The sequence below is a fragment of the Halococcus agarilyticus genome, from assembly GCF_000334895.1.
GTDB classification, from domain to species: Archaea; Halobacteriota; Halobacteria; order Halobacteriales; family Halococcaceae; genus Halococcus; species Halococcus agarilyticus.
Genome location: NZ_BAFM01000002.1, coordinates 203,765 through 229,573, shown reverse-complemented (window position 1 = coordinate 229,573; position 25,809 = coordinate 203,765). Strand labels below are relative to the sequence as shown.

Genomic DNA, 25,809 nt, shown 5'->3' with positions numbered 1-25,809 from the left:
CAAGTCGGTCAGGGCCAGTCGTCGCGGGTCTCGGTGTCGGTCTCACTCTCGGACTCCGCGGGCGCGTCGGCGGCGAGCGTCCACCCGGCGGCGTCGGCGGCGTCTTCGAGCGCGAGGAACTCCCACTCGACCCCTTCCGCGAGGTCGGCGTCGTCCCCCTCGGTGCCGACGAAGACGTGCCGCTCGGTGTCGAACTGGCGCTTCACGTTCTCCAAACTCTCCTCGCGTCCCCGAGGACCGGAGAAGAAGTCCTGACGGATGCGATGTTTTCTGGTGAAGTTCGTGACCACGTAGGTCGGCTGCTCGGAGATCACGCCGACGTACTCGGTCCACCGCCTGGCGTCCGAGAACACCTCGGTGGGGTCGGCGAGCGCCTGTAGCGCACTGAGTTCGAACGCCAGCGTCATGTCGCCGCTACCGCCTTCCATGCACGAAATCGGGCGGGCCGGAGGAAAACGCCTTCGGTGCGACTCCCGTTTTTAACGATGACGGCGGACAGCTGGCGATCCGTTCGATTCCGATTGTAGGGTTCAGTGGTGACGGACGATTCGTCGACGACGAATCCTGGTACAAACGAGAGCCGCAGGCCACTCCCTCCCCAGCCGATTCGCTTCGCTCGTTCCACTCGCTTCGCTCATCCCTCGCGCGAGTCGCGCACTCCGTGCGCTCCCGCGCGCCACCGCCCCCAAGGGCAAACCGAGCGGTGCGATTTGGCCGGCGGCTGTCGGCAACGTCAATCGTCGAAGAAACCACGGATTCCTCGCGCTGGGGTCCGGTGGTGCTGTCTACTGCTCGGCTGTGGGCGCGAGCTCGTCGAGATCGACCTCTTCACGCATCAGGACGTCCTTCTGGTCCGCGACGACGCGCTCCTCGCGGGCGAGCTTCTTGTACTTCGACTGGGGAGCGAGATCGCCGATCAGGACGCCGCCGACGATCTTGCCGTCCTTGAACGCGAGCCGCCGCCACTCGGTGTCTCCGAACTTCGCCTCGGCGTGGTCGTCGCCGATCGTCGGGTGGCCAAAGGAGAGGAACGGGAAGTCGAAGTGGGTAATCGAATAGGACGAAACCCACCGGAATTCTTCTTCCTCACCGTCGGCGAGCATGTTCTGGGCCGCGATCGAGCCCTGTTCCTTCGCGCTGCCCCACGACCCGTTCTGGGCGTAGTCGTCGAGGATCGTGTCGTAAAATCGCGTGAGGTCGCCCGCGGCGTAGATGTCGTCGGCCGAGGTCTGCATGTACTCGTCGACAACGATCCCGTCGTCGCACTCGATGTCGACGCCGTTGAGCACTTCGAGGTTGAAGTCGAGGCCGATCGCGATCCCCACGAACTCGCTGTCGTAGGTCTCACCATTTGGGTCGACGGCCGCGGTGACGTGGCCGGAGTCGTCGACCTCGAAGTGATCGACGCCGCTGTCGAAGACGGGTGTGACGTTTTTCTCTTCGAGGGCGTCGTGGATGATGTCGGCTCCCTCCTTCGAGAGCGCGTAGCGCCACCAGCACTCGCCGCGCATGAGGTAGTGGGCGTCGACCTCCTGCGCGCCGCAGATCGCCGCGAGATCGATGCCCAACAGTCCTGCGCCGACGACCACGCCGGTCTCGGCCTCGCTCGCGTCCTCGGCGATCCCGCGTGCGTCGTCGAACGTCCAGAAGTGATGGATCCCCTCGGCGTCGGAGTTCTCGACCGGGAGCTGCACGGGAGTCCCGCCGGTGGCCACGAGGAGCTTGTCGTACTCGATCGCCTCGCCCTCGTGGGTGTGGAGCGTGCGGTTGTCGGCGTCGATCTCCGTGACGTAGGTGTCGAGCTGGAGATCGATGTCGCGCTCGTCGTACCAGTCGGGGTCGTGGATCGAGATGGGCGCTTCGGGCAGTTTCCCCTTGGCGAACTCCTTGATCAGGATGCGATTGTAGAGCGCCTCACCCTCGTCCGTGATCACGGTGACGTCGGCGTCGGGCGCGCCCTCCCGGAGGGTCTCCGCGGCGGAGCTCCCCGCGATCCCGTCGCCGATGATGACGTACGACGAAGCCATGGGCGGGCTTCGACGCCCGGGGTAATGTGAATTGCTATCTCCATAGCCCGGCCTACAAGGGGGAGAGGCGGTGCGTTGATGTGGCTCCCGACCCAACCGCTGTCAATGAAGATCAACCAGAACGTGCGCCATTTCGCGGCCAAGAAGGCGCTCACGACGCCCGGCGTCGCGACGCTCGTCGACTACGCGCTCGTCCGACTCCACACTCGGGTGTTCCTCGGGAAGGCGGACCCCGCCCACGCCGACGAGCGCGAGGACCACCTCGACGGCCTGTTCGAGGCTACGACCGACTCGTACACCGCCGCGCTCCGGGCCGGGTTCACCGAGGCCGAAGCCCGCGAGATCACCCACATCCAGGGGAACTTCGACTTCTACAACCACGGCTGGACCGAGATGATGGAGATCCCATCCGACGAGCTCGACGCCCACTACGACCGCTACCGCGAGTTCTTCTCCCACTACGGGATCACCATCGCCGACCCGCTCGGCTCGTTCGCGCCCGCGGGCGGCATCCCCGAGGCTCCCTCGACCCCCGAACGGCTCGACGAACCCGAACACCCCTCCGCGAAGGGCGGGTTCGCCGACGACGTCTACGTGGAGGGCCCCGACGGCGAGGTCCTGATCGGCGGCCACGACGAACCCGACGACGTCGACCTCACCGACGCACCCGGCGTGGGCTCCGAGGACGTCGACGACTGAGGCAACCGGCAACCGCGAACGGCCGGGGTCCAGCCCACGGCCTTATTTTGCCCCCGGCGGTGGGGAGTGTATGGTCGATCCCGAACTCGGTCGCGCCACGATCGTCTACGACAAGCTCGACGCGGGACAGGTCGAGATCACCGTCGACAACGAGTACATCGCGTACTTCGACGATCACTGGCTCGTGAAAGTCGGCCAGGACGACGACGGCAACGACATCGTGCGCCGGATCCCGCGGGATCGCGTCCAGCACGTCGAACGCTCGGTCGAGGAGTTCCAGAACAAACTCGATATGATGGCGGACGAGGCGAGGGAACGACTCCCGTTCTGAGTTCGCCGAACGAGCCGAGCGGGCCGTATCCACGACCAGCGTTCGAGAGGACCTCCGTCGCACCGATCAGATGGCTGCAACCCACGCTCGATACGCTTCCGGGCGGTCGTAAACCCGGCGAAACACCCGATCCACGAACTCGGCGACGCGCTCCTCGTCCGTCCGCGCCGTCACCCGGACGTTGGTGCCGTCGACGTCCTCCGGTGTCGCGAGATCGTCGACGGTGAACGCCGGGAACTCGTCGAGAAGCGATTTCAGCCGGTCGAGCTCGTCGTCGGTGCAGTCGAGGTTGAGTGTCCCGTCGGCGAACTGGATCCACGGCGTCGACTCGTCGGCCGCCGCGGCGTCGTCGCTCGCGTTCGCGTCCCCAGCCGCAGCCTCGATCGTCAGGAACGCGCTGTCGCGCTCGTCGTGGGCACGGATCGCGTCGGCGAAGAGCGCCTGACGATCGTCCGCAGCGATGGCGTCGAAACGGGTCATGGATCGGTTTCGTCGGTCGGGCTGAAAAACGGGGCGGCACGACACGCCTCACTCGGGATAGGGAACGTCGATCGCCTCGCCGTCCTCGGCGACGAACGCCTCGCAGTCGGCGACCTCGCGTGCCTCGCGATCGAGTTCGGAAGCGTCGCCGGCGTACCGTGAGGAGATGTGGGTGAGCGCGAGCCGTTCCGCGCCCGCCCGGTTGGCGAGTTCGGCCGCCTGGCGCGCGGTCGAGTGGCCGGTCTGGCCCGCACGCTCGGCCCGATCGTCGGCGAAGGTGGCCTCGTGCACGAGGAGGTCGGCGTCGGTCGCGGCCTCGACGGTCGCCCCAGTAGGACGGGTATCGCCGGTGTAGACGACTCTGCGGCCCGGCCGCGGCGGCCCCACCACCTGCTCGGGTTCGACCACGGTGCCATCGTCCAGCTCGACGGTCTCGCCCCTGTGAAGTCGGGAGAACTTCGGTCCCTCGGGCACGCCGAGCTCCTCGGCGTGCTCACGATCGAATCGGCCTTTTCGGTCGTCCTCGACCAGGACGTAGCCAACCGACTGGGTCCGGTGGTCGGTCGCGAACGCGCGGACTTCGTACTCGTCTCCCTGAAGCACGACTTCGCCCGGCTGGGCGTCGCTTACCCGCACTGGGTAGCCCGGGCGCGCGCCGGTGACGCCGACGAGGTTCTCGACCGTGCGGCGGGTGCCCTGTGGGGTGTGGATCGCGAGCGGGTCCTCGCGGTCGTTGAAATCGAGGGTCTGACACAGGCCCGGGAGGCCGAGCACGTGATCGCCGTGGAGATGGGTGAGGAAGACGTGCGAGACGGTGAACCCGGTGGAAAAGCGCATCATCTGGCGCTGGGTGCCCTCGCCGCAGTCGAAGAGGAAGCGCTCGCCGTCGCGACGGAGCAGGAGGCCGCTGGTGTTGCGCCGGGTCGTCGGGACCGCACCGCCCGTCCCGAGGAACGTCACCTGCATACCGCACCTCCCGTCCGCCACCGCTTGAAGCCGTCGTTGTGCGGTCGGATCACGGTCCGAACGACAGCGACAGCGGCGAACCAGCCACGCCGCCGGCGTCCGAACGCACGGCGAAACACGCCGTTCGGCGAACGAATACGGAGCGGATCGGAGCCCGAGTCGGTAGAAGCGGAGCGCTCGCGAGTGGCCGAGAGTGGGGTCGGGGGGAACCCCAGTGATGCAACGCAGGACACGGTTCGTGGCGAATAGCGATGCTATCCCCTTCCCAGTGCCCGTCGTTTCGTTTGGAGGTAGCGATTATAACGATTGGGGCTGCCAGTGCAGGGGGTATCGAAAACCACACCCCGATGGCGGGAGTTCCGTGCGGTGACACGACGTTGGTGACGACGGATTTCCTCCGATTGCCTCTGGTTCCGTGCCTTTTGCTCGTGGGTTGGTAACTACAATAGTGGCTCTGGTTGCTACTGCGCGTTTTCGGTACTATCTATCGTTGTCCGACGACTCGGATGAGACAACGGCAGGGAGAGCGATGGTTCTCCAGTCGAAGCTCGGCGGGGCCCTGGGCTACCGACCGGCGATCGCTTCGGCGACCCAGCCGACGCGCTGGGCGATCCGTCGTGCGGTTCCGAGCCGCGACCCGTTCCGAAGCGGGGTGTTGAGGGTCTGTCGCAGCAGCCACCGATCGGACTTGCCGTCGAGCCGCCACCACCGCACGTCCGCCCGGCCGAGGAGGTACGACTTCTCGAGGAAATCTCGGAAGGACTCGACGTAGGTGTGCTCGACGACGAGCTCGGGGACGTACTGGATCGCGTAGTCTCGGGCGATCCGTTCGGCGAGCTCCGATTCCTCGTGACCCCAGCCGAACGTCTCCTCGTCGAACCCGCCGACGGTTTCGAGGACCTCCCGCCGGATCGCCATGTTGCAGCCGGGCAGCACGTCGGTGGGTTTCGACGCCTCGCCCTGATCGTACCACGGGAGTTCGAGGTCGCGGTACGGCGCGTCGGCGGGCTGGACCACTCGTCCTGCGACCGCGGGGTAGGCGTCGAGCGCGACGCTCGCGGTTCTGAGAAACCCCGCACAGGGAACCGAGTCGTCGTCGAGGAAGACCAGCTTCCCGCCGCTCGCTCGCTCGATCCCGACGTTGCGCGCGTGGGCCGCCCCCTCGTCGCGCCGGACGACCACCTCGTAATCGTCGAACGTTCCGCGTGCGAGTCGTTCGACCGGCTCGATCGTCGCCCCCGGCGGGAGGGTCGTCGGCACGATGACGCTCACCTCGACCATCGCCCTCGCTTTCACCAGCCAGCGGAAAGCCCTTCCGGGCGACGACCGCGCTCCCCTCCATCCGATTCGACGACGGGAGAGCGACACGAGCGTACGGTGTCGGTGCGGGACGTCGTCCCGCCGACGGCCCAGTCAGCAACACTTAATGTGTCCGCTGTCGTTCATATTGGCAATGGTCGGACAGGTTCTCGCGGCGGTTCCCGCGACCCTCTCGGTGATCCTCTGGATCATCGTGCTCCTGTCTGCCTGTTCCATCGCGTACTGGACGTACCTCGTGGCGTTCGTCGCCCGGGGTTACGAGTATCCCGAGCCCGAGTACGGCCCCGGCGACGTTCAAGCGCGCTTTCTGACGGTCGACTCCGAACAGATCGTCCAGGAGAGCGTGAACGCGCTCCCCGCGGCGATCACCGATCGCCACGTGATCGCCGAGCAGCCGATGGACATCGACGGCGCGACCGTCCACGTCGTGCCCGAGTCGTTCGAGTGCGCGGCGATCCGGAAGGGCCGGGCGCTCGAATGGGCCCGTCGACACGTCGCCTGCGAGAAGGAGTACGTTCTCTTTCTCGACGAGGACAGCCTCGTGACGGGTTTCGATGGGGTCCCGGACGCCGACGTGGTTCAGTTCCGCGAGCGGCCGCGCCGGAGCGGGTCGTGGCTCACCTACCTCGCGGAGGTCTTTCGACTCGGATTTCAGGTCGAACAGCGCGCGTTTCCCTCGCTTTCCGTGCCGCTGTACGCGTGGGGTGGCGGGATCGCGATCCGCGCGGAGCTCGAGGGATGGATCGGGTGGGATCGAAAGACGATGATCGAGGACACCACGTTCGTCTGGAGCGTGGCGGCCGACGAGGGGGTCGAGCTGGATTTCGCGCTCGCGCGCGCCACGTTCGACACCCAGGCCCCGCCGACGATCCGGGCGATGATCGGTCAGCGGAGCCGATGGATAGCGGGCTCGCAGGCCGAACGCGGCCTGCTCTCCCGGCTGTATCGTACCCTCACGACCGTGCGAAATCTCGCGTGGGCGTTCTCGCCTGCGGTCCCGTTGCTCACGTTCGTCCCGCTGTTCGTCCCGGGGACGATCGCGTTCGAACTCGCCTTCCAGGTGCTATCGGTCGCGGTGTTCGCGTTCGTGATCGTCTGGTCGATCCTCGGGGTTCGCTACTACGGCGAGTCGCCCTCGGTCGGCGCGGCACTGCTCGTCCTGACGCCGATCGTGAGCATCCTCCACTCGCTCGGCGCGTTCGCCGGCCTCGTCGTCCCGCCGACGGACTTCGCCGTGACCCAGAAGGTCGAGCCCGAACTGGTCGAGACCACCGACCGCGAGGTCGAGGGCGATTGAGGACGAGGGCTCCCTGGAGCGATCGTCCCCGAGGCGAACGGGACGAGCGTGTAGGTAGTGAAACGGACGGAACGGCCATCGCCGCGTCGGTCGTTTCTCCCGGGCCGACGCACCACAATCTTTAACGGGGGTCACGGCTACTGCCGAACCAGTAGATGAACCGTCGGACGTTTCTGCGGGTGGCAGGTCTCACCGGTGTCGTCGGCGCGAGCGGCTGTGCGTCGCCGCTCGATTCGTTGCTCGGTGGCGGCGGGGACGGGTCAAGCGGGGCGGACGGATCGGGCGGCACCGATGGCTCGAACGGTGCCAGCGGATCGTCCGGCGGCGGTGGCGGCTCCGGCGGAACCGGGGAATCGACCGCAACGACCGGGACGAACGAAACGGCCGAGACGCCAACCGCGACGCCCGAAGCACCGCCGACGCGCTCGGGAGCGGCGCTCGCGGGCGTCTACCCCGGTGGGCCGGAGTTCGTCTCGAACCTGGCTCCCTACACCGAGTGGCTCGACCAGTCGCCCGCCGTCGTCCTGCTGTACGTCGACGCCTTCGGTCCTTCGGAGAACAAACGCTGGTTCGTCGAGAACCCGCTGACGAACGTCTGGGAGGCGGGTCACGTCCCGATGATCTCGTGGCAGCCGTTCGGCCCACAGCGCGATCGGACCTCGGAGACGATCGAGCGCGAGATCGCCACCGGCGAGTACGACGACCAGCTCGCGGAGTGGGCGTTGCTGCTGGAGTCGTGGGCGCGGCCCCGGGGCGACCGGACGCGCGGTCGACGGTTCTACATCCGGCCGGCTCACGAGATGAACGGCAACTGGTTCCCGTGGAGTCCGGTGGACGCCTCGCGGATCGAGGCGACCGTCACGCCCGTCCCGGGTGGCCCGGAAAACGCAAACGAGACCCTGGCGGGAGCGAGCCGAGCGGCCGGGACCCCCGAGAACTACATCGTGATGTGGCGGCGGCTGTACGACATGTTCGGCCAAACCAGCCTCGACGAGACCGACATGCAGTGGGTCTGGGCGGTCAACGCCAACCAGGTCCCCGACAACAACCGAACCGAACGGTTCTATCCTGGCGACGAGTACGTCGACTGGGTGGCGATCGACGGGTTCAACTTCGGCGCGACGCAGTCGTATTCGAGCTGGCGCACGCCCGAGGAACTGTTCGATCCGATGCTCGGCCGACTCCGGGAGCTGACCGACAAGCCGGTGGCGCTGACCGAGTTCGCGTCGTCGTCGTTCGTCGAGACGACGAACGGTGGGACCGAAGGCGACGGCGAGAGCGCGAACGGCGGGGAGTACCGGCCGGCACGGAAGGCCGCGTGGATCGAGGCCGCCTTCGAGTACGTGCGAGAAAACGACATCAAGATGACGTGTTGGTTCAACATCGACAAAAGCGGACCCGACGAAGCCGATTGGGCGGTGTTCGGCGGCGAGCGCGGGACGTCCGAGGTCACGGTTTCGGGCGAGGAGACCCTCGCGTACGAGGCGTACAAGCGAACCGTCACCGACGAGGCGTTCCTCGGTGCCCGCACCGACTACCCGCCGTTGCTGACCGACGCCGAGTTCGCGGGCGAGTTCTGAGGCTCCTCGGCGACCAAACTCCTGCTCGCGACCGTCGAACCCGTCACCTTCGTTCGGACTCCAGCTGCGAACGCCGGGCTCGGTACGGCTGTCGTCTTGCGTGTGGCGGACGTCCATCGGACACATCGTCGGGCTTTTAACGGCTCTTCCCGTCCCTGTGGTGATGACGCTGGCGAGGGCGACCGTCCGCCGCACGGCGCTCGTCCCGCCGGAGGGGTCCACGTGACCTCGATCCGACGGCGTAGCGCCCTCCTGTTCGCCGTGCTCGCAGCCACGGCGCTCGCGATCACGACCGCTGCCGTCGGGGGTGCGCCCGTGGGATCGCCGGGCGGCGCGGCGTTCCAGGCCGACACGCCGAACGCGAGCGCGAACGCCTCGATCACCGTCGCGAACCAGACACGGGACGGACGGTCGGTGTTCGTCTCGTCGGCCACCCTGCCCGACGGCGGGTTCGTGGTGCTCGAAGCGGCGGGGCCGAACGGCTCGGTCGTCGGGGTGAGCCTGCCGCTCGGTCCCGGCACCCACGAGGGCCGGGTGACGCTGCGCGGCGTTCCCGGGGCCGCCCCGAACGTGAGTCGCCTCGGTGCGAACACGACCCTCGTCGCCACGCTCCACCGCGACACCGACGGCGACGGTCGGTTCGACGGCCTCGTCGCGCCGGACACCGATGGAGCCTACACCGCGAACGGGACGCCGGTCGCCGACCGCGCCCGCGTGACGGTGCCGCCCGACGAGCGACCGACGACCCCGGCGATCGCCTTCACGAACGGGACCACGAACGGGTCGACCGTCGCTGTGGAGTCGGTCACGCTGCCCGACGGTGGCTACGTCGGCGTTCACCGCGGCCCGTACGACGCCTCGAACGCGACCGGCAGCGCGATCGCGGCCACCGACTATCTCGAACCCGCCACCTACGAGAACGTCACCATCGCGGTCGGGGCGGGGGTTCCCGGCGTGAACGCGACAGAATTGAACCGGACGGTACGTCTCGGCGCGGTCGCCTACGAGGACACAGACGGCGACGAGCGGTTCCAGTACGTGCCCTCGAACGGGAGCGAGGACGACCCGTACGTCGACGACGGCCCGGTGAACGCCTCGGCGGTCGTCACCGTCGAAACGCCGGACGACGGGACAGCGACGGCGAACGCGACGACCACGCCGGCGAGCGCGAACGCGACGCCTGGCACGAACGCCACGACGACCGTCGAGAACGCGACGACCCGGAGCGAAGACACGACCGTCGCGACGACTACGGCCTCCTCAACCACCACTTCGACGAACACCACGACCGCCACGCGAACGCCGTCCGCCACCCCGACCGCGACCCCCGCAACCACGACCGATTCACCCACCGAAACCGACACCCCGACCGCCGATCCCGCGAGCGGATCGGAGCACGAGACCACCGCGTACGGTGCCGGGAGCGACGGTCGCGAGGGGATCCTCGACAACCCGTTGTTCCCGATACTCGCGCTCACGTTCGCCGTGTTCGTGGTCCTCGTCGCGGTCACCGGTCAGTGATCCGTGGACGAACGGCGGACCGCGACCGACCGATTCATCTTCGTGGCGCACCGATCCACCCTCGATGGACGGGCCGCTGTGGATCGACACGTACGCACCGGCGCTTGCCGACCTCCCCCAGTCCGAACTCCGGGACTCGTTGACGCGCGCGGTCGACGAACCGCTGAACCTGATCCTCCACGGACCGGCGGGCGCGGGCAAGACCGCCGCAGTGCGCGCGCTCGCCGCGGCAACTCACGCCGATCCCGACAACGACCTCGTCGAGATCAACGTCGCCGACGTCTTCGGTCGCACCAAGAAGGAGGTGAGCAACGACCCCCGGTTCGCGTCGTTCATCACGCCGAAGCGCCGGCGGAACTCCTCGAAGGCCGACCTGATCAAACACGTCCTCGCCGAATCCGCGGGCTACGCCCCGGTGTCGGGCGGGTACAAAACTGTGCTCCTCGACAACGCCGAAGGGATTCGTGAGGACTTCCAGCAGGCACTCCGGCGGGTGATGGAGCGCCATCACCGAACGACGCAGTTCGTCGTGACGACGCGCCAGCCCTCGAAGCTGATCCCGCCGATCAGGTCGCGGTGCTTCTCGATCCCGGTGCGCGCGCCGACCACCGCGGAGGTGGTCACGATCCTCGAACGGATCGTCGCGAGCGAGGACGTTCCCCACGACGACGACGGCCTGGAGTTCGTCGCGGCCTCCGCCGACGGCGACCTCCGGACCGCGATCTCGAGCGCGCAGGCCACCGCCGAGGACGCGGGCGAGATCACGATGGACGCCGCCTACGACACCCTGGGTGCGGTGGGCCACGACGATCGGATCGAGGCGATGATCACGGACGCCGCCGAGGGCGAGTTCACCGACGCCAGAGCGACCCTCGACGATCTGCTCGTCGACGAGGGGATGGACGGCGGCGAGGTCCTCGCCGAATGCCTCCGCGTCGCGCGGTCGCGGTCGGTGGGTCCCGACGCCGCCACGCTCCACCGGCTGGCGGGCGATATCGACATGGATCTCGCGGAGGGGACCAACGATCGACTCCACCTCTCGCACCTGCTCGCCGAACTCGATCGCTGAGTCGGCGCTTCGCCACCCCCGGTCCCGCCGCTGACCCGAAACGACGTTCGTCGTGCGACAACGTTGTCGCACGACGAACGAACGCGTATGATCGTCCCCGACCGACCGTATCCAGTGACCGATAGCGCGTCGACGATCACCGGTGTGGCCGAACGGTGGGCCGAACTCGACAGCGGTTGGCAGGCCGTCGTTCTCGGCTGGGTTCTCGTCGTGGCCGTTCGAGCGGGGGTCTCGATCCCGTGGTGAGGCGGGTCCGACGACTCCTGCCGGGCCTGGCGCTGCTCGTCGCGATCGGTCTCGCTGCCCGCGCCGTCGCGGGGATGATTCCCTCGATGAACTACCTCATCGTGGCGATCGTCATCGGGTTCGTGGTCGCGAACACCCGTGACGTCCCCGCGTGGGCGAAGCCGGGGGCCGAAACCCACACGCTGTGGCTCGAAACCGGGATCGTGGTGATGGGCGCGAGCGTCGCGCTCGACCGCGTTCTCGCCGCCGGACCCCGTCTCCTGGTGTTGGTCGCCGGCACCGTCCTCACGACCGTGGTGGTCGTCGAGGCACTCGCCCGCACGGTGTTCGCGATTCACGAGGAGACCGGATCGCTGCTCGCCGCGGGATCGAGCATCTGTGGCGTCTCGGCGGTCGTCGCCATCGCCGAGAGCATCGACGCCGACGAGACCCGGATCGCCTACGCCGCCGCCACGGTGTTGCTGTTCGACGCGGCGACGCTGTTCGCGTACCCCGTGGTCGGCCACGCACTCCACCTCTCCGACACCGTCTTCGGCGTCTGGGCCGGGCTCACGATGTTCAGCACCGGGCCCGCGACCGCCGCCGGCTTCGCCTTCTCCGAGGCCGCCGGCGAGTGGGCGCTGCTCGTCAAACTCACGCGGAACGCGCTGATCGGACTCGCCGCCATCGGGTACGCCCTCTACTACACCCGACGGACGGGGGGATCGGCGGTCGCGGGACGTGTCACCGGCGGCCTGGCACAGCTCTGGGAGACGTTTCCGAAGTTCGTGCTCGGATTTCTGGGCGTGATGCTCGTCGCCAACCTCGGCGTCCTCGGCGATCCCGCGATCGCGTCGCTCTCACACGCCGCCGACTGGACGTTCATGCTCGCGTTCGCGGGGCTCGGTCTCGGCATCGACGTCGACGAACTCCGCTCGACGGGGTACGAACCGATCCTCGTCGTGCTCGTCGGGCTGGTCGCCGTCAGCACCACCGTGCTGTTCGTCGTCGAGAGCCTGTTCTGAGACGGTCACGAACACCATCCTTTTGTCGAGCGCCAACTCCCCTCCACGGGTGCGGGAGTTCACGTTCGCCATCGACTACGACGCCGGGGCCGACCCCATCATGGACGTCTGTATCGAGCATCCCTCGGTCGTGGCCCACTCGCTCGACGGCTTCGTGACCGAGGACCGGTTCTGGCGTATCGAGCGGATCTCCGGGCCGGAGCGCGCGCTCGATCGGATCGAGGCCGTTCGGTTCGACGGGACGAAATGCGGCGAGTCGATCACCGAGCGCGACTGCGAGGCGGCCCGGTATCACGACGTGCTCGAACGTTCCGCCGACGAGATCGTGATCTACACCTACCTCGAAGACATCGCAGCGTGCGAGTCGGTTCATACGCTCGCCGGCAAACACCTCCCGTCGGGGCTGGTCTTCGAGACCCGCCGCCAGGGCTCGCGTCACCAGTGGCGGGTGTTGATGCGCTCGGACGCGAAGGTGGGGGTGCTCTACGACGAGATCGGCGCGCGCCTCCGCGATGGGCTCTCCTTTCAGATGGGGCATCTCCGTGACGCCGACGGCTGGCAGCGCGACTCGCTCACGACGCTCTCGATGCCGGACGAGCAGCGGACGGCGTTGTGCGCCGCCGTCGAGGGCGGGTACTACGAGACGCCACGGGGGACGACCCTCGACGACCTCGCCGACGAGCTCTCGGTGCCGCGGTCGACGCTTTCCTACCGACTCCGACAGGCCGAAACGCGGCTCGCACGTCGGTACGTCGGGGACGGGACCGACGACCGATGGCTCCGAAACCGGAGGACGAGCGAGTGAGCCCCCGATGGTGGCGGTCGAACCGGACAACCGCCACCCGACGCCACGAGGTTAATGCGTCTCGCGGTACGAGGTGGGTTACCGAATGAGCGACTACGCGAACGACGTGCTCGTTTCGGCCGCGTGGGTGGACGAGCGACTCGCTGCGTTCGAGCGCGACGACCCATCGCTTCGGCTGCTGGAGGTCGACATCGATCCGAGCAACTACGACGCGGGCCACGTGCCGGGAGCGACGAAGATCGACTGGGAGCGTGACCTCCAGGACGCCACGACGTTCGACGTCCCGACGCGGACCGATTTCGAACGGCTGCTCGGCGACGCCGCCATCACCGCCGACTCGACGGTCGTCATCTACGGCGACATGATGAACTGGTTCGCCGCCTACGCCTACTGGCTGTTCGTCTACTACGGCCACGACGACGTTCGCCTGGTCGACGGCGGTCGCGATCGCTGGCGGGCGCGCGACCTGCCGGTGACGACCGACGTCCCGCGGTTCACCGGCCGCTCGTACGCGGTGACGGGAACGAACGAGGCCATTCGAGCCGACCGGCCGGACGTCGAGGACGCGATGGGTCGTGGCGTCCCGCTCGTCGATGTCCGCACTCCCGAGGAGTACCGTGGCGAGATCCTCGCTCCGCCGGGCTGGAACGAGGGCGTCCAGCGCGGCGGCCACATCCCGGGCGCGGTGAACGTCCCGTGGAGCCAGGTCGTCGACGACGACGGCTGCTTCAAACCCGCGGCGGAGCTCCGGGAGCTGTACCGAGAGGCAGGCCTCGATCCGGGAACCGAGGTCATCACCTACTGTCGCATCGGGGAGCGTTCGGCGCTGACGTGGTTCGTCCTCAGCGAACTCCTCGGCTACGACGACGTTCGCAACTACTACGGCTCGTGGGTCGAGTGGGGGAACACGGTCGGCGCGTCGATCGAGAAGGGCCAGCGTGCCGAGATGCGCCGCGAGTAAGGTTCGAGACCGACGATCTGTGCCTCAGCCGAGCACCGCGATATGCCGCACCAGCGAGCGATGCACACGACGCTCGAAGGTGGTCTCGACGTTCCAGCCCGCCTCGCGCGCCGCAGTCGTCCACGGTCGGTCGCCGACCACCACGGCTCGCTCCGCGATCCGCCGCGCCTCGCCGAGCGCGCCCGTCACCACACCATCGAGCTCGCCCTCGATCCTCGACTGGCGGCCGTAGGGGGCGTCGAACACGACTGCGTCGGCGGCGTCGTCGCGAAGCGGGAGGCGGGTCGCGTCGGCTTGCGCGGTGGCGAATCCGGGACTGCCTTCCTCGTCGAGGTAGTGTGTGAGGTTCTGCGCCGCGCCGCGGGCCATCGTTGCCTGGGCGTCGAGCCCCACCACATCCGCCCCGACGAGCCCCGCCTCGACGAGCATGCCGCCGGTGCCGCACATCGGATCGACGAGCAGGCTTTCCGACCCCGCACCGGCGATGTTGACGAGGGCGCGCGCGAGCAGCGGGTCCATCGATCCGGGTTTGAAGAAGGGCTTCTTGGTGGGTTTGCGCGGGCCGAAATCCCGCACGCTCTCCATGTCGAGCCAGCCGAGCACGCAGGTCCCGTCCGCGAACAGCGCCCGGAGCTCGTGGTCGGAGTCGTCGAGATCGACCGCGAACCCACGGTCGGTGAGCACGCCACCGAGGCGTCGTTCGGCAGTCGGGGTGTCGATCCCGGTCGTGCGGCGCACGTCGCGCGCGCGAACCGCGACCGTTCCCGCGACGTCGAGCGTCGCGTCGTCGAGGCAGGCGACGGCGTCCGTGACGGTGGCGTTGGTCCGGCCGACGACGCGACTCGTCCGGTGGGTGTACGCGAGCGTCCGAACCCGATCGCGGTCGACCCCGTGAGCGAGCGCGATGCCTGGCGCGACGACCTCGACGTCGGTCGCCGCACTCGCGGCCTCCCGGGCGGCGAACGCGTCGTGCTCGCCGCCGAGTTCGAACGCGTACACGCGCCGACGTGGGCGACTCCGACGCATCATGCTGTCGATCGACGCCGGAGCGGTCGCCACACCGACCTATCAGGCTGTGACACCAATCTTTATAAGCCTTAAATACGATCTTTAAGACGAGTCATGTCTGCCCAGGACCCGAAGGAGACGATCAACATCGAGAACGTGGTGGCGTCGACGGGCATCGGTCAGGAGCTCGACCTCCAGAGCGTGGCGATGGACCTCGAAGGGGCTGACTACGACCCCGAGCAGTTCCCCGGCCTCGTCTACCGGACCCAGGAGCCAAAATCCGCCGCGCTGATCTTCCGGTCGGGCAAGATCGTCTGCACCGGGGCGAAGAGCACTGCCGACGTCCACGAGAGTCTGGAGATCGTCTTCGACAAGCTCCGCGACCTCGAGATCCGTGTCGAGGACGACCCCGAGATCGTGGTCCAGAACATCGTCACCAGCGCCGACCTCCAGAAGACGCTGAATCTGAACGCGATCGCGATCGGGCTCGGGCTCGAGAACATCGAGTACGAACCCGAGCAGTTCCCGGGTCTCGTCTACCGACTCGACGATCCCGAAGTGGTCGCGCTGCTCTTTGGCTCGGGCAAGCTCGTCATCACGGGCGGCAAGGAACCGGCGGATGCCGAACACGCGGTCGACAAGATCACCGACCGGCTCGACGACCTCGGCCTGCTCGACGGCTGACGCTACACTGTCGTCGTTTTCCCCTCTCACTCCCTGAACGTCGGATCGATGAGATCCTCCATCGGGACGATGCTGGTGCCGCGACACTCCGGACAGACCCCGTCGTGCGTCTCGATGGGGAGTCCACAGTCCTCACACGCGTAGCGATCCCGGTCCCGGTCCGCGGAATTTCGCTCCTGCCTGAGATCGTCGGCCCTGGTCATGATCACTCTATGTTGTGTGACACCATGTACCCATCGTTTGCAAGTGCCGGCCGACCGCTTCGCCGAGCCCGCGTCGAACCGACGTCGCCGTGGGGTGACGCCGCGGTACTTTTGCCTTCGTCCGGTGGAGGGCCGGTGTGATGAATCGCGAGCACGTCTCGACCGGCACCGAGTGGGAATCGCAGGTGGGGTACTCGCGCGCCGTTCGTGCCGGGGCCCAGATCCACGTCTCGGGGACGACCGCGACCGACGAAGACGGCGAAATCGTCGGGCCGGACGATCCACACGCACAGACCGTCCACGCCCTCTCGAACGTCGAGCGCGCGCTCGAAGCGGCGGACGCGACGATCGAGGACGTCGTCCGCACCCGGCTGTACGTCACCGACATCGACGACTGGGGGGCGATCGGCGCAGCGCATCGAGAGGTCTTCGGCGACGTTCGGCCCGCGACCAGCATGATCGAAGTCGCGCGACTGATCGATCCCGACCTGCTCGTGGAGATCGAGGCGACCGCCGTCGTGGATGCGACTGACGACGCCGAGCACGCGGACAACCAGTAGGGCGTTCGATTCGTTCGGATCACGCTCTAAAGCACTATCACGAGGACGAGAAAGAGCGTGAGCGTCCCGACCACCGCACCCCCGAGCCAGAACCATCGTGTTGGAGTCGGCTCGTGTCCTTGACGAACCGAATCGGGACGGCGATGATAGTACACTGCAAACCCGAGAAAGAAGAGCCCGTAGGCGATGAAGAAGGCGTCGGACGACAGTAGCTCGTCGGGAAGTCCGTCTCCGAGTGCGCTCACGAGCCAGAAGATCCCCATCGCAGCCCAGAGCACGGCGAGGAAGTCCGCACGCCGGAGCGAGATCGGCGCGGCGTCGTCGGTAGGCGTGCTCATGCCGAACCAGTAGCACTGCTCACACATATGTGTGTGGGAAGTGCGCGAAGACGTTCGGAGACCCGATCAGTATCCAGAACCGAACACGGTTCAGTCGTCAGTATCGGTCAGCGAACCTGTGAGAAGCGAGCTGATGCGGTCGAACGCGCCGACCGACCATTTCACGACGAGCCACAGCGCGATGAAGAACGCGAGAGGTACTATCGGTCCGACGAAAAAGAACTGCGGCCAGACGAACCCGGCACCGAACGGGATGCCGACGAGCGAGAGCAGACCCTCCGCGTTCCGTCGCCGGACGACGGTTCTACTGGTTCCTTCTTCGATGCGGTCACGAATCGGGATGTCGTGCGAAGAGAGCATCTCTCGGAGGACATCCAACTGGCTGGCGGGAACGAGAACCGATCTCGGACTGACGGAAAATCGGGTTTCGTACCGGAGTATGGCCAGCGGCTGCGTACCGACGCGACGGAGTTCCACTCGCTGTACGCCGGCGAGATCGATTTCCTGCTCGGAACCGCTCGGCGAAAGCGGGTGGTCTCCGCCCCGCCACGTCATCCGAATCGTCCCCTCCGCCGGATGGAGTCGGATGGTCGTGTCGGTGAACGCATTGGCGGTGCCCAGATACGTCAGCCAGAACAGACAGCAGAACGTCGACAGCACGATGGCGATGCGTGCATCCACGAGGACGGCGAGAACCAACAGGATCGGTGGTCCGGTGACTGCTACCCGCCAGAGCGTTTGTCCGTCCTGGATGGCGTACGCGAGTCGCCGGGGAAGTCGGCGAAGCCCTCGGTTTTCGATGGTCCAGACCCCGTCGGTTGCTGTTTCGGTCACCGTTGGTGGGGAGAAATCCCGGGTCGGCAACTCCTCGCGCCGCGAGAGATACGCTGCAAGGATAAGGAATCCGACGAGCGGGATCGAGACGCCATAACAATACAGTTCGGGATAATCGAGTTCGCGCCGATTGGCGTCCATGTAGACGAAACCCCCGAGAACGAACTGGAGAATTACCACGCCAGCAATTCCAAGAGGGATCGTATCCGCCATCACGTAGAGCTATCGGCACGTTGATTATAGTTCTGTGCCTCGATACCCCCGAACTGGTACGATCTGCCGTCGGTACGAAACTGACGGAACTGACGAAATCGACGAACTGCACCACCCCGTGGTGGCGTATCGTTGCGTGAGTCCACAGCCGGCATGCACGCGTCGCTCGTGCTCGGCGGACGCCCCATCGACGGAAATAGCCAGACACAAGCCGCCGCGGGGCGTACCGTCGTCCGTGATCGGGACCGTCGCGCTCCAGGCCGTACCCGTCGCCGGCGGTCCGCTCGCGTATCTCGGCAGCTTCCTCGTCTTCGCGGCCGTCTACTCGGCGACCGCCCACATCGCCGCGCGGAACGTGCTCGGGGACGTGCCGCTCCGCCGGGCGCTCGTCGTCGGCGCGACCATCGCGGTGGTCGTGCTCTTGCTCCAGCAGTACGGCGCGATCGCGTTCGCCGTGGCGCTCGCGCTCGATTTCGTCGTCATCCGGTACGTGTATCGGTTGCGACTGCGAACGACCGGCCTCGTCACGCTCGTCCACCTCGTCGTCAGCATCCTCCTGACGATCGCGACGCTCAGCCTCGTTCGCCTCCTCGGGTCCGCTCCGGCCTGATCGATACGGACTCGCTCGGCGACCGATTCCAAAGGATTGCTTACTCCACGGTGCCTCGCTATTCGACGAGCCGTTCGATCTCGGTCACGAGCACGTCGCTCGCCCCCATCCGCTTGACGTCGTTGATCGTCTCGAAGACGTCGTCCTCGTCGACCACCGCGTGGACCGCGACCGCGTCGTCGCCCGCGATGTCCATCACCGTCGGGCCGCCGAGGCCCGGGATGACCTCGCGAACGTCGTCGAGTCGGTCGGCAGGGACGTTCATCATCAGGTAGCGCTTGCCGTCGGCCGAGATCACCGACGCGAGCGCGGTCGCGACCTCCTCGACCTTCGGGTCGTCGGCGACGTCGGGACGCGCGACCAGGCGAACTGAACTCTGGAGCACCTCGTCGACGACCGCGAGGTTGTTGACCGCGAGCGTGGTCCCCGTCGAGGTGATGTCGATGATCGCGTCGGCGACGTCGACGTGGGGTGTGAGCTCCGTCGCACCCGAGACCTCCACGATCGCGGGCTCGATCCCCCGATCGGCGAAGAAGTCACGCGCGACGTTCGGGAACTCGGTCGCCACGGTGCCGCCGGCGAGATCAGCGACCGTCTCGACCTCCCCCTCCTCGGGGGCGGCGAGCACGAGCCGGCAGGTGCCGTAGCCGAGATCGAGCAGGTCGTGGAGGTCGACGCCGGCCTCGCGGACCTGGTCCAGCCCCGTGATGCCGACGTCGGCCGCGCCGTCGGCGACGTACTCCGGGATGTCGGCGGCGCGAACGAACAGGACGGTGACCTCCGGATCGACCGTCTCGGCGTAGAGCTTCCGATCCGCGCCGTCGGCGACGTGGAGCCCGGCACGTTCGAGCACGTCGATCGTCGGGTCGTGCAGGCGGCCCTTGTTGGGCACGGCGATGCGCATACCCGATCCCCGCGTTCCCCGATGAACTGCCTTTCGTTAGCCGTCCGTATCGGTGGGCGCTCGCCCCGACGACCGTCGAGGGACATCCGTCGCGGCTCACTCCTCGCGCGCCCAGTCGCGCGATCGCTCGACGGCCTCGGTCCAGCGCGCGTAGCGGTCGTCGACGGTCGCATCGTCCGTGGGCTCGAACGTCCGCTCGACCCGCCAGTTCTTCCGGAGGTCGTCGTAGTCCACCCAGTAGCCCACGGCGAGACCGGCGGCGTACGCCGCGCCGAGTGCGGTGGTCTCGTCGACCGCGGGGCGGACGATCTCGGTGCCGACGATGTCGGCCTGTTGCTGGCAGAGGAAGTCGTTTCTCACCGCGCCGCCGTCGACCTGCAGGCTGTTGATCTCGAGATCGGCGTCGGCCACCATCGCCTCGGCGACGTCCCTGGTCTGGAACGCGATGGATTCGAGCACGGCCCGGACGATGTGTTCCTTCCGGGTGCCGCGGGTCATCCCGACGATCGTCCCTCTGGCGCGCCCGTCCCAGTGGGGTGCGCCGAGCCCGGTGAACGCGGGCACGAAGTAGACGCCGTCCGTCGAGTCCACGGAGCGGGCGAGATCGGCGGTCTGGGCCGCGTTGTTGATGAGGTCGACGTCTTCGAGCCACTCGATCGCCGCCCCCGTCACGAAGATCGACCCTTCGAGTGCGTACTGGACGGGTTCGCCCGAGCGCTGAAAGCCGACCGTCGTGAGGAGTCCCTGATCGCTCTCGACGGCCTCCTCGCCGGTGTTGAGCAGGAAAAACGAGCCGGTGCCGTAGGTGTTCTTCGCGTCGCCGGGATCGAAGCAGGCCTGGCCGAACAGCGCGGCCTGCTGGTCGCCGAGCGCGCCCGCGACCGGGACTTCCGCACCGAGAAACCCCTCGGGATCGGTCGTCCCGTAGAAGTCGTCGTCCGAGGAGGGCCGCACCTCGGGGAGCATCTCGCCGGGCACCCGGAACTCCTCCAAGAGTTCGTCGTCCCACGCCATGTCGTGGATGTCGAACAGCATGGTCCGCGAGGCGTTCGTGACGTCCGTGATGTGATTCCCGGTGAGCCGGTGGATCAGCCACGTGTCGATCGTGCCGAAACGGAGCTCGCCGCCCGCGGCGCGATCCCTGAGATCGGCGGGTCGGGCGCGCTGGGTCTTCAGCGGGTCGGCGTTGTCGAGCAGCCACTCGGCCTTCGTCGCCGAGAAGTACGCGTCGGCTTCGAGCCCGGTCTTCGCCCGGATCTCCTCGACCTTCCCCGCTTCCTCCAGCTCCTCGACCCGATCGGTGGTCCGGCGATCCTGCCAGACGATCGCGTTGTACACCGGGGAGCCCGAATCGTCGTCCCAGATCATCGTGGTCTCGCGCTGGTTGGTGATCCCGATCGCCGCGAGCTGTGCGGCGTCGATCCCGGCGGTGTCGAGCGCCTCGCGCACGACGATCTCGGTGTTCTTCCAGATCTCCGTCGGATCGTGCTCGATCCATCCCGGTTCGGGATAGATCTGTTCGTGTTTCTCGTAGGCCCTCGCGATCACCTCGCCGGCGTGATCGAAGATCATGAAGCGCGTCCCGGTCGTTCCCTGGTCGATCGCGCCGACGTAGGTTGCGTCGCTCATTTCCTCTCCCTTCGTGTCCGACCGCATTGAGCTACTGGTTGTTCTCGACGAATCCGAGCACGAACACTACCCTCGACCGTGTAGTGAAGTGAGTGGAGAACCACCGTTCGATCACTCGATGACGAACAGCACCGAGGTGCTCGTGATCGGGGGTGGCTCGACCGGCTGTGGCATCGCGCGCGACCTCGCGATGCGCGGCGTCGACGTCACGCTCGTCGAGCGCGGCAACCTCACCCACGGGACCACCGGACGGATGCACGGACTGCTCCACAGCGGCGGCCGCTACGCGGTTGCCGACCAAGAGAGCGCCGCTGAATGCATCGACGAGAACCGCGTTCTCCGACGGATCGCGAGTCACACGATCGAGATGACCGGCGGACTGTTCGCCCAGCTGCCAGGCGATTCCGACGAGTACTTCGAGGAGAAGCTCGCGGGCTGTCGTGAGTGTGGGATCCCCGCCGAGGTGCTCACCGGCGAGGAGGCCCGCGAGATCGAACCCTACCTCACGCGGGACGTCGAGCGCGCGATCCGGGTGCCCGATGGTGCCATCGACCCCTTCCGGCTCTGTGTGGCGAACGCTGCCGACACCGAGCGCCACGGCGGGCGGATCGAGACCCACGCCGAGGTGATCGACGTGCTCGTCGAAGGCGATCGGGTCGTCGGTGTCGAGGTCCGTCACGAGAGCGGGCCAGGCAAGCGTAGCCACCGCGAGCCGGGCACCACCGAGCGCATCGAGGCCGACCACGTCGTGAACGCGACGGGCGCGTGGGCCGGCCAGTTGGGAGCGATGGCGGGCGTCGAGGTCGAGGTCCGGCCCTCGAAGGGCGTGATGACGGTGATGAACTCCCGGCAGGTCGACACCGTCGTGAATCGATGCCGCCCGAAGGACGACGCCGACATCGTCGTGCCCCACGAGACTGCCTGCATCCTCGGCACGACCGACGTGGAAGTCGAGGATCCCGACGACTATCCCGAAGAGCAGTGGGAGGTCGATCTGATGATCGAGAAGCTCTCGGAACTCGTCCCGATGCTCGCCGAGGCCCGGACGCTCCGCTCCTTCTGGGGTGTGCGGCCGCTGTACGAGCCACCCGACACCGGCACGACGGACCCGACGGACATCACGCGCCAGTTCTTCCTGCTCGATCACGCCGAACGCGACGGTCTCGACGACATGACGAGCATCGTCGGCGGCAAGCTCACCACCTACCGGCTGATGGCCGAGCAAATCTCGGATCACGTCTGTGAGAAGCTCGGCGTCGAGGCGCGGTGTCGCACCGCCGAGGAGCCGCTGCCCGGGAGCGAGGACTTCTCGGTCCTCCGGGATTACATGGAGGAGTTCGGGCTGCGATCGCCGGTGGGCCGTCGGAGCACCGAACGACTGGGCAGCAGGGCCGACGACGTGCTCAAGACCGACGACCCCAATCCGGTGGTCTGCACCTGTGAGGCAGTCACGCGCGCCGAACTCGAAGACGCCATCGAGGACGCGGGAACCGACCTGAACGCCACGCGCATTCGGACCCGCGCCTCGATGGGCAACTGCCAGGGCGGGTTCTGTGCCCACCGGATGGCCGCGCTGCTCCACCCCGCACACGACGAGGCCACCACGAGAACCGCACTCGACGAGCTGTATCGGGAACGGTGGAAGGGCCAGCGCCACGCGCTCTGGGGCGAACAGCTCTCCCAGGCGATGCTCAATCACGCGCTCCACGCGACCACGATGAACCGCGACCGCGACCCGGCGGCGCGCGAGGACGCGATCGAGTACGACCGATTCGACGCCGGGCCCACCGAGGCACAGGTCGGCGCGGCGACCGATGGCGGATGCGACGAACGCGAGCAGTCGAGCGAGTCCGGCGACCCGAACGGGGGTGACGAGCGTGGCGATTGAGGACGACGTCTGCGTGGTCGGGGGCGGCCTCGCGGGGATGACGAGTGCGATTCGGGCGGCCCGCAAGGGCGCACGGGTTCGCCTCGTCTCGCACAAGAAGAGCACGCTCCGACACGCGAGCGGCCTCGTCGACGTGCTCGGGTACACTCCCGACGGCGAGTTGGTCGCGGAACCCTTCGACGCGCTCTCGGCGCTTCCGGAGGGCCACCCCTACCGACGGGTCGGGACCGACGCGGTGCGTGCGGGCCTCGACCTGTTCGATCAAGTTGCGGGCGACGCCTACCGGGGCAACCACACCGACACGAACGCGCTCGTGCCGACCCACGGTGGCACCGTGAAGCCGACCGCACGCTACCCGCAGAGTGTGGCCGCGGGGCTCGCGAGTCGCTCGGAGGAAACGTTGTTCGTCGGTTTCGAGACGCTGACCGCGTTCGACGCGCCGCTGGCCGCAGACCACCTCGCCGCGGCGGGCGTTCCGTCGCGGACGCGCGGCGTCACGGTCGATTTTCCGGGCGAGTTCCGGGCCGACTCGCGGGTCACGCGCTTCGCGCGCGCACTCGACGAGAACGAGACGATCGAGACGACGGACGGACCCACGACCGCTCGGCGGGCGCTCGCCGCGGCGGTCGAACCCCATCTCGACGGCGCAGGGCGAGTGGGGTTTCCGGCCATACTCGGCGAGGACGAGCCGAGCGCAGTCCGGACAGCCCTCGAAACCCGTCTCGGAGTCGAGGCCTTCGAGGTGCCGATGGGGCCGCCGAGCCTCCCGGGACTTCGGCTCGAAGAGCTGTTCGACGCGGCGCTCGACGAGTGGGGCGTTCGCCGGACGACCGGCAATCCCGTCGTCGACTTCGAAGCCGACGGCGGGCGGATACGGGCGGTGTACGTGGATCGAAACGGACAGCGAACGCCCTTCCACGCCGACCAGTTCGTGCTCGCTACTGGGGGATTGGTCGGCAAGGGCATCGACTCCGATCGGACGGGAGTGGTCGAGCCGGTCTTCGACTGTCACGTTCCTCATCCTGGGGATCGCTACGAGTGGTTCGCCGACGAGGCGTTCGGCGACCATCCCTTCGCACGATTCGGCGTCGCAGTCGACGACGATCTACGGCCGCTCGACGCCGGTGGGGGAGTCGAGTACGGGAACCTCCGGGCTGCCGGGGGCGTCCTCGGCGGCGCGGACTTCGCGGCGGAGAAATCGGGCAGCGGGATCTCGCTGGCGACCGGCCACGCTGCGGGTCGTGCGGCGGGCGAGGCGGTGTGATCGACGGTCTTCCCACAATGAGTGATGCAGATTCCACGGACGAGTTCGAGCCGGTACAGGTGTTCGAGACGACCGACATGGACCTTCGACCGGGGTCCGACGACTGCTACAAGTGCTCGACGTGCGATACGTCCTGCCCGGTCGCGGAGGTCGACGACGAGTTCCCCGGCCCGAAGTTCCAGGGGCCCGAACAGTGGCGACTCAAACGCAAGGAGGGTCACGCAGTCGACGACTCGATCACGGGCTGCTCGAACTGCATGCGGTGTGACGACGCCTGTCCCTCCTCGGTCCCGCTGAGTCAGATGCACAACACCGCTCGCGGGGAGTACGTCGAGAGTCAGCGGTTCGGGCGCGAGACGCTCGCCGCACTCCGGCGGGGCAAACCACGCGAGGCGCTCGAAATCGTCGACGAGGGCCGGCAGGGGCTCGTCGAGCGCGTCAGGAACCGCATTCTCGCCAACTACCGCACGTCGGCGTGGTTCGCCTCGAAGATGCCGCGGCTCGCGAACCGCGCGATGAACTTCGGCCCCGCGCGCTGGCTCATGGAGAAGACCCTCGGTGTCACCAGCGAACGCGAATTCCCCGCGTTCGCCGAGCAGACGTTCCGCGAGTGGTGGGCCGAGCGCGGCGGTGCGCACGTCGAAAATCCCGAGCAGCGAGTCGCGTACTTCCACGGCTGTTACTCGAACTTCAATACGACGGAGGTCGGAAAGGCGATGGTTCGGGTGTACGAGGCGTTCGGCTACGAGGTGCTGGTGCCGCCCCAGCAGTGCTCGGGCACGCCGATGTTCGCGAACGGGATGCTCGACGACGCGCGCCGCCACGCCGAGACGAACGTCGCAAACCTCGCGGCCGCGATCGACGGCGGGGCCGACGTGATCGCCTCCTGCACCTCGTGTTCGATGGCACTCCGTCAGGAGTACCCCGAACTGTTCGACCTCGACGGGATCGAGTCGGTCGCCGCCCACACCTACGAGGCCCTGGAGTATCTCCGCCTCCACGAGGACCTCGAAGGAGCGCTCGCCGAGGCCGACGTCGATGCCGGCGAGTTCGCCTACCACGCGCCGTGTCACGCCCGGAACCAGGGCCTCGATCGCCAGGCGATCGAACTGTTCGCCGACCTCGACGGCGCGACCGTCGAGGACGTCGGCGACTCGTGCTCGGGCATCTCGGGGACGTACGGCTGGAAGGAGGAGAAGTACGACTACTCGATGGCGATCGGCGAGGAGATGTTCGAACACATGGACGCCGCCGACGGCGAGACCGGGATGACCGAGTGTCCGACCTGCGCGATGCAGATGGAACACGGCACCGGCTACGAGATCCGCCACCCGCTCGAACTCTTAGAGGAGGCGCTGGTCTGACGCG

General features: G+C 67.5%; 27 protein-coding genes. 16 read left to right on the top strand and 11 right to left on the bottom strand.

The window, feature by feature from the left end; translation table 11 throughout:
• Positions 1-8 precede the first annotated feature (8 nt).
• A complete protein-coding gene (locus TX76_RS02700; RefSeq protein WP_049898822.1) occupies positions 9-428 on the bottom strand; it encodes a DUF7124 domain-containing protein in 420 nt (139 codons plus the stop codon).
• A gap of 357 nt (positions 429-785) precedes the next feature.
• Positions 786-2,027 carry an NAD(P)/FAD-dependent oxidoreductase gene (locus tag TX76_RS02695; protein ID WP_049898821.1) on the bottom strand — a complete coding sequence of 414 codons (1,242 nt, stop codon included), beginning with the start codon at positions 2,025-2,027 and terminating at the stop codon, positions 786-788.
• A 105-nt stretch (positions 2,028-2,132) separates the two neighbouring features.
• On the opposite strand from TX76_RS02695, the gene TX76_RS02690 reads away from it, so the two are divergent.
• Together TX76_RS02690 and TX76_RS02685 are read left to right on the top strand one after the other, a co-directional pair.
• The gene (locus TX76_RS02690) at positions 2,133-2,726 is read left to right on the top strand and encodes a DUF6149 family protein (RefSeq protein WP_049898820.1); all 594 of its coding nucleotides are present in this window, start codon (positions 2,133-2,135) and stop codon (positions 2,724-2,726) included.
• A 70-nt stretch (positions 2,727-2,796) separates the two neighbouring features.
• Positions 2,797-3,057, top strand: coding sequence for a hypothetical protein (locus tag TX76_RS02685; protein WP_049898819.1), 261 nt, complete (start codon positions 2,797-2,799; stop codon positions 3,055-3,057).
• 66 nt (positions 3,058-3,123) lie between these two features.
• Here TX76_RS02685 and TX76_RS02680 read toward each other — a convergent pair whose 3' ends face one another.
• The 3 genes from TX76_RS02680 to TX76_RS02670 form a co-directional block, all read right to left on the bottom strand.
• Positions 3,124-3,537 carry a hypothetical protein gene (locus TX76_RS02680; protein WP_049898818.1) on the bottom strand — a complete coding sequence of 138 codons (414 nt, stop codon included), beginning with the start codon at positions 3,535-3,537 and terminating at the stop codon, positions 3,124-3,126.
• Between the two features lie 48 nt (positions 3,538-3,585).
• Entirely contained in the window at positions 3,586-4,503 is a 918-nt protein-coding gene (rnz, locus tag TX76_RS02675) for a ribonuclease Z (protein WP_049898817.1), read from the bottom strand.
• A gap of 564 nt (positions 4,504-5,067) precedes the next feature.
• Entirely contained in the window at positions 5,068-5,784 is a 717-nt protein-coding gene (locus TX76_RS02670; RefSeq protein ID WP_049898816.1) for a glycosyltransferase family 2 protein, read from the bottom strand.
• A 172-nt stretch (positions 5,785-5,956) separates the two neighbouring features.
• Between TX76_RS02670 and TX76_RS02665 the strand changes: the two genes are divergently transcribed.
• From TX76_RS02665 to TX76_RS02635, 8 genes are all read left to right on the top strand, one after another.
• Positions 5,957-7,120 (top strand): glycosyltransferase family 2 protein, encoded by a 1,164-nt coding sequence (locus TX76_RS02665; RefSeq protein WP_049898815.1) that lies wholly within the window; start codon positions 5,957-5,959, stop codon positions 7,118-7,120.
• A 179-nt stretch (positions 7,121-7,299) separates the two neighbouring features.
• Positions 7,300-8,700 carry a glycoside hydrolase family 26 protein gene (locus TX76_RS02660; protein ID WP_267462354.1) on the top strand — a complete coding sequence of 467 codons (1,401 nt, stop codon included), beginning with the start codon at positions 7,300-7,302 and terminating at the stop codon, positions 8,698-8,700.
• Positions 8,701-8,922: 222 nt separating this feature from the next.
• Positions 8,923-10,221, top strand: a complete 1,299-nt coding sequence (locus tag TX76_RS02655; protein ID WP_049898813.1) for a DUF7282 domain-containing protein — start codon at positions 8,923-8,925, stop codon at positions 10,219-10,221.
• 64 nt (positions 10,222-10,285) lie between these two features.
• Positions 10,286-11,290, top strand: a complete 1,005-nt coding sequence (locus tag TX76_RS02650) for an AAA family ATPase (RefSeq protein WP_049898812.1) — start codon at positions 10,286-10,288, stop codon at positions 11,288-11,290.
• 114 nt (positions 11,291-11,404) lie between these two features.
• A complete protein-coding gene (locus tag TX76_RS18485) occupies positions 11,405-11,536 on the top strand; it encodes a hypothetical protein (RefSeq protein WP_267462353.1) in 132 nt (43 codons plus the stop codon).
• Positions 11,530-12,540 carry a YeiH family protein gene (locus tag TX76_RS02645; protein ID WP_049898811.1) on the top strand — a complete coding sequence of 337 codons (1,011 nt, stop codon included), beginning with the start codon at positions 11,530-11,532 and terminating at the stop codon, positions 12,538-12,540. Before TX76_RS18485 ends, TX76_RS02645 begins: the two co-directional genes overlap by 7 nt.
• 49 nt (positions 12,541-12,589) lie before the next feature.
• The gene (locus TX76_RS02640) at positions 12,590-13,345 is read left to right on the top strand and encodes a helix-turn-helix domain-containing protein (protein ID WP_049898810.1); all 756 of its coding nucleotides are present in this window, start codon (positions 12,590-12,592) and stop codon (positions 13,343-13,345) included.
• An 85-nt stretch (positions 13,346-13,430) separates the two neighbouring features.
• On the top strand, positions 13,431-14,306 hold the full coding sequence (locus TX76_RS02635) for a sulfurtransferase (RefSeq protein WP_049898809.1): 876 nt from the start codon (positions 13,431-13,433) through the stop codon (positions 14,304-14,306).
• Between the two features lie 24 nt (positions 14,307-14,330).
• Here the strand turns inward: TX76_RS02635 and TX76_RS02630 are convergent, their stop codons facing one another.
• Positions 14,331-15,305, bottom strand: coding sequence for a methyltransferase domain-containing protein (locus tag TX76_RS02630; RefSeq protein ID WP_049898964.1), 975 nt, complete (start codon positions 15,303-15,305; stop codon positions 14,331-14,333).
• Between the two features lie 123 nt (positions 15,306-15,428).
• On the opposite strand from TX76_RS02630, the gene TX76_RS02625 reads away from it, so the two are divergent.
• The gene (locus tag TX76_RS02625; protein ID WP_005045880.1) at positions 15,429-15,998 is read left to right on the top strand and encodes a TATA-box-binding protein; all 570 of its coding nucleotides are present in this window, start codon (positions 15,429-15,431) and stop codon (positions 15,996-15,998) included.
• 26 nt (positions 15,999-16,024) lie between these two features.
• Here TX76_RS02625 and TX76_RS17940 read toward each other — a convergent pair whose 3' ends face one another.
• Positions 16,025-16,201 carry a hypothetical protein gene (locus tag TX76_RS17940; RefSeq protein WP_195155982.1) on the bottom strand — a complete coding sequence of 59 codons (177 nt, stop codon included), beginning with the start codon at positions 16,199-16,201 and terminating at the stop codon, positions 16,025-16,027.
• A 140-nt stretch (positions 16,202-16,341) separates the two neighbouring features.
• On the opposite strand from TX76_RS17940, the gene TX76_RS02620 reads away from it, so the two are divergent.
• On the top strand, positions 16,342-16,761 hold the full coding sequence (locus tag TX76_RS02620; protein ID WP_049898808.1) for a RidA family protein: 420 nt from the start codon (positions 16,342-16,344) through the stop codon (positions 16,759-16,761).
• Between the two features lie 26 nt (positions 16,762-16,787).
• On the opposite strand, the gene TX76_RS02615 is transcribed toward TX76_RS02620, so the two are convergent.
• Together TX76_RS02615 and TX76_RS02610 are read right to left on the bottom strand one after the other, a co-directional pair.
• The gene (locus TX76_RS02615) at positions 16,788-17,099 is read right to left on the bottom strand and encodes a hypothetical protein (protein ID WP_228842286.1); all 312 of its coding nucleotides are present in this window, start codon (positions 17,097-17,099) and stop codon (positions 16,788-16,790) included.
• A 90-nt stretch (positions 17,100-17,189) separates the two neighbouring features.
• Positions 17,190-18,146 carry a hypothetical protein gene (locus TX76_RS02610; RefSeq protein WP_049898806.1) on the bottom strand — a complete coding sequence of 319 codons (957 nt, stop codon included), beginning with the start codon at positions 18,144-18,146 and terminating at the stop codon, positions 17,190-17,192.
• 235 nt (positions 18,147-18,381) lie between these two features.
• On the opposite strand from TX76_RS02610, the gene TX76_RS02605 reads away from it, so the two are divergent.
• Positions 18,382-18,756 (top strand): DUF7473 family protein, encoded by a 375-nt coding sequence (locus tag TX76_RS02605; RefSeq protein ID WP_049898805.1) that lies wholly within the window; start codon positions 18,382-18,384, stop codon positions 18,754-18,756.
• 58 nt (positions 18,757-18,814) lie between these two features.
• On the opposite strand, the gene hisG is transcribed toward TX76_RS02605, so the two are convergent.
• Complete coding sequence (gene hisG, locus TX76_RS02600; RefSeq protein WP_049898804.1) at positions 18,815-19,660, bottom strand: ATP phosphoribosyltransferase; 846 nt, start codon at positions 19,658-19,660, stop codon at positions 18,815-18,817.
• A gap of 96 nt (positions 19,661-19,756) precedes the next feature.
• Positions 19,757-21,289 carry a glycerol kinase GlpK gene (gene glpK, locus TX76_RS02595; RefSeq protein WP_049898962.1) on the bottom strand — a complete coding sequence of 511 codons (1,533 nt, stop codon included), beginning with the start codon at positions 21,287-21,289 and terminating at the stop codon, positions 19,757-19,759.
• Positions 21,290-21,407: 118 nt separating this feature from the next.
• On the opposite strand from glpK, the gene glpA reads away from it, so the two are divergent.
• Genes glpA through TX76_RS02580 form a run of 3 tightly spaced genes read left to right on the top strand, consistent with a single transcriptional unit; the run spans position 21,408 to position 25,805 of the window.
• Positions 21,408-23,177, top strand: a complete 1,770-nt coding sequence (gene glpA, locus TX76_RS02590; protein ID WP_049898960.1) for an anaerobic glycerol-3-phosphate dehydrogenase subunit GlpA — start codon at positions 21,408-21,410, stop codon at positions 23,175-23,177.
• On the top strand, positions 23,167-24,441 hold the full coding sequence (glpB, locus tag TX76_RS02585; RefSeq protein ID WP_049898958.1) for a glycerol-3-phosphate dehydrogenase subunit GlpB: 1,275 nt from the start codon (positions 23,167-23,169) through the stop codon (positions 24,439-24,441). Before glpA ends, glpB begins: the two co-directional genes overlap by 11 nt.
• Complete coding sequence (locus TX76_RS02580; RefSeq protein ID WP_394295436.1) at positions 24,375-25,805, top strand: anaerobic glycerol-3-phosphate dehydrogenase subunit C; 1,431 nt, start codon at positions 24,375-24,377, stop codon at positions 25,803-25,805. Before glpB ends, TX76_RS02580 begins: the two co-directional genes overlap by 67 nt.
• Positions 25,806-25,809: the final 4 nt, after the last annotated feature.